The organism is Amaricoccus sp. (genome assembly GCF_017995835.1).
GTDB lineage: Bacteria > Pseudomonadota > Alphaproteobacteria > Rhodobacterales > Rhodobacteraceae > Amaricoccus.
Genome location: NZ_JAGOID010000191.1, coordinates 1 through 3,106, shown reverse-complemented (window position 1 = coordinate 3,106; position 3,106 = coordinate 1). Strand labels below are relative to the sequence as shown.

5 protein-coding genes are annotated in these 3,106 nt (G+C 71.2%); 1 reads left to right on the top strand and 4 read right to left on the bottom strand.

Annotated features, from left to right (window positions below; translation table 11 throughout):
- A partial coding sequence (locus tag KBA23_RS16520) for an alcohol dehydrogenase catalytic domain-containing protein (protein ID WP_290743304.1) occupies positions 1-438 on the bottom strand: 438 nt, incomplete at its 3' end.
- 190 nt (positions 439-628) lie between these two features.
- Positions 629-1,351, bottom strand: coding sequence for a COQ9 family protein (locus KBA23_RS16515; RefSeq protein ID WP_290743301.1), 723 nt, complete (start codon positions 1,349-1,351; stop codon positions 629-631).
- Between the two features lie 150 nt (positions 1,352-1,501).
- Between KBA23_RS16515 and rpsU the strand changes: the two genes are divergently transcribed.
- On the top strand, positions 1,502-1,708 hold the full coding sequence (gene rpsU, locus KBA23_RS16510) for a 30S ribosomal protein S21 (RefSeq protein ID WP_290743298.1): 207 nt from the start codon (positions 1,502-1,504) through the stop codon (positions 1,706-1,708).
- A 138-nt stretch (positions 1,709-1,846) separates the two neighbouring features.
- Here the strand turns inward: rpsU and KBA23_RS16505 are convergent, their stop codons facing one another.
- Positions 1,847-2,923, bottom strand: a complete 1,077-nt coding sequence (locus KBA23_RS16505; protein WP_290743295.1) for a 5-(carboxyamino)imidazole ribonucleotide synthase — start codon at positions 2,921-2,923, stop codon at positions 1,847-1,849.
- On the bottom strand, positions 2,913-3,106 hold a 194-nt coding region (locus KBA23_RS16500), incomplete at its 5' end, for an AIR carboxylase family protein (protein WP_290743292.1). The genes KBA23_RS16500 and KBA23_RS16505, both read right to left, overlap by 11 nt.

The window sequence follows — 3,106 nt, the reverse complement described above, 5'->3', positions numbered from 1 at the left end:
ACCCGGACGCAGACCGCCGCGCACGAACACATTGCTCCAGACGGTGAAGAACGTCTCGCAGAGCGCCGCGGCCTCGATCATGCCAAGGCCCTTCGGAATCGGCAGGGCGTGGTCCTGGTGCGTGACCGCGTATTCGGCATAGCCCCCGCCGGGCAGCAGGGCGCAAACCTCATCGCCGACCGCCCACTTCGAGCCGCCGGGCCCCACCTCGGCCACCACGCCGGCGCATTCTAGGCCGGGCAGATCCGACGCGCCGGGCGGCGGCGCATAGGCCCCGGCGCGTTGCAGCGCGTCGGGGCGGTTGACGCCGACCGCGCGCAACGCGATCAGGATCTCGCCCGGTCCCGGTCGCGGGACCTTGCGCGTGGCGACGCGCAGCACCTCGGGTCCGCCGGGCTCGGCGATCTCGACGACTGTCATCTCGGCGGGAATGCTCACGCCGCGCCCCGCATCCGCTGGCCGGGTTCCGAGCGGGCCCGGGTGGAGAGCGGGCGGGCGCCGGGGATCCTCGGATCGCCGCCGCGCCGTGGATCACCGCCGCGCCATGCGCCGTTGAACCCGACCGAGATCGTCTTGCCGCGCATCATGTCCCCTCACTCCCGCCGCGCCGGACGATCCCGGCCCGCCCTCAGGTCTTGCGCCGCCAGGAGCCGGGCAGGTCCGGGGGCGGAGTATTCCCTGGCGCCTTGACATGGTCAAGCAGGCGCTGGGGGCCCTTCATCATCGCCGCGGCGATCGGATTGCGGGCAACGCGCGCCTTTACCTCCTCGAACCGCATGACGTCGTCGATGCGCCGCTGGACGAAGTCCCGCGTCGCCTGGAAGTCGGTCGACCCGTCGCCGAGCCAGTAGAGCAGCGCCGAGGAATAGACCGCCGAGAGCGACGCCCGCTTGGAGTACCAGTTGAAATCTCCGCTCGTATCGCCGAGCGCGGTCCAGATCGTATCCGCCGTGTGCCAGATCGCCCGCGCCCCGTCCGCCGCGTTGAGCGGCAGCGCAAAGAGCGCGACGCCCCGGCGCACCGCCTCGCGCTCGGCGGCGATCAGTTCGAGGCGCGTCACGATGGCGAAGGCCACGCGGTCGCGGAACCTCAGATCGAGCAGCGCCGCCTCGGCCAGCCGCGCGGCCAACGCCGCGTCGCAGTCATAGTGATAGGCGAGCGCCAGATCGAGCCCGCCGCGCGGAAAGGCGAGGCGCGAAACTCCCGGATCGACGCCCGCGTCCTCGACGGCGAAGGCAAGGGTCTTGTCGGTCCAGCCGTCGAAGGCCACGTGCGGCAGCGCCGCGGCGATCACCGCCTTGGCCGTCTCGGCAAGGCCGGCGGGATCCTCTCTGCCCGGCGTTTCGGTCATCGCATTTCGCTCCGCTGTTCGGCCTCGTCCGACCCGTCCGGGTCCCCGGCCGTTTTTTTGCCCCCGCCGGTGGACAGGCCGACGGTCTTTGCGTATATAGCGCCCTCCTGCCGAATTTCGAAACTCTTGACTGGAAGGTGGTGACTACCCGTGCAGGTGATGGTTCGTGACAACAATGTCGATCAGGCGTTGCGCGCGCTCAAGAAGAAGCTGCAGCGCGAAGGCGTGTTTCGCGAAATGAAGCTGAAGCAGCATTTCGAGAAGCCGTCCGTCAAGAAGGCCCGAGAAAGGGCCGAGGCCGTGCGCCGCGCGCGCAAGCTGGCGCGCAAGAAGCTGCAGCGCGAAGGCGGTCTCTGAGCCTCTCGACCGTTTGTCGACCAAGTCCCGCGCGGCTTTCGCGCGATCGAGATCCCGGAGCATCGCTTCGGGATTTCTTGTTTTCGAGGCGGCTGCACCGCGCTGAACGGGGTCGGACCGCCCGCCCGGCGCCGGAGATCACGCGCGGGGGCTGATGCGGGTCACGTGACCCATCTTTCGGCCCGGGCGCGCCTCGGCCTTGCCATAGAGATGCAGCGCCGCGCCGGTCAGCGCCGGCGCCGCCAGCACTTCGTCGCCGAGAAGATTGGTCATCACCGCGTCCGAATGGCGCGTCCCGTCGCCGAGCGGCCAGCCGAGGATCGCCCGGACATGCTGCTCGAACTGGTCGATCAGGCAGCCGTCCTGCGTCCAGTGGCCGGAATTATGTACCCGAGGCGCGATCTCGTTGACGACGAGCCCGCCCCCCGGCGTGACGAAGAGCTCGACCCCGATCACCCCGACATAATCGAGCGCGTTCAGGATCCGCCCCGCGATCAGCACGGCGTCCTGCGCCGTCGCCGCGCCGATCCGCGCCGGAACAGTCGTTGTGTGGAGGATGCCGTCGCGATGCGCGTTCTCGCCCGGATCGAAGGCGACAACCGCGCCGTCGCGACCGCGGGCGGCGATCACCGAGATCTCGCGCTCGAAGCCGATGAAACCTTCGAGCACCGAGGGGGCGGCGCCCACCGCCGCCCAGGCCGCCGCCGCGTCGCCGGGCGCCGCGATCCGCGCCTGGCCCTTGCCGTCATAGCCCAGGCGTCGCGTCTTCAGGATCGCCGGCGCACCGATCCGCGCCAGCGCCGCGGCGAGATCCTCCGGCCCGTCAACGGCCGCGAAGGGCGCGACCGTCAGGCCGGCGGTGCCGAGGAATTCCTTCTCGGCGATCCGGTCCTGCGCCACTTCGAGGGCGCGCCGCCCAGGCCTGACCGGCGCCAGATCGGCGATCGCATCGACCGCCGCCAGCGCGACATTCTCGAACTCGTAAGTCACCACATCGCAGGCGGCCGCGAAGGCGCGCAGGGCCGCGACGTCGTCATAGGCGGCGCGCACCACCTTCTCGACCACTGGCCCGGCGCAAGGATCCGCCGCCGGCTCGAACACGTGACAGCGGACCCCGAGCCGCGCCGCGGCCAGCGCCAGCATTCGCCCGAGCTGCCCCCCGCCGAGGATGCCGATGACCGCGCCGACCGGCAATGATCCCGCCTCAGACGCCATCGGGCACCTCGGCCACCGCCTCGGTCTGCGCCGCCCGCCAGGCGACGAGCCGCGCGGCGAGATCCGCGTCGCCGAGCGCGAGGATCGCCGCGGCCAGCAGCGCGGCGTTCGCCGCCCCGGCGGCGCCTATGGCCAGCGTGCCGACCGGCACCCCCTTCGGCATCTGGACGATCGACAGCAGGG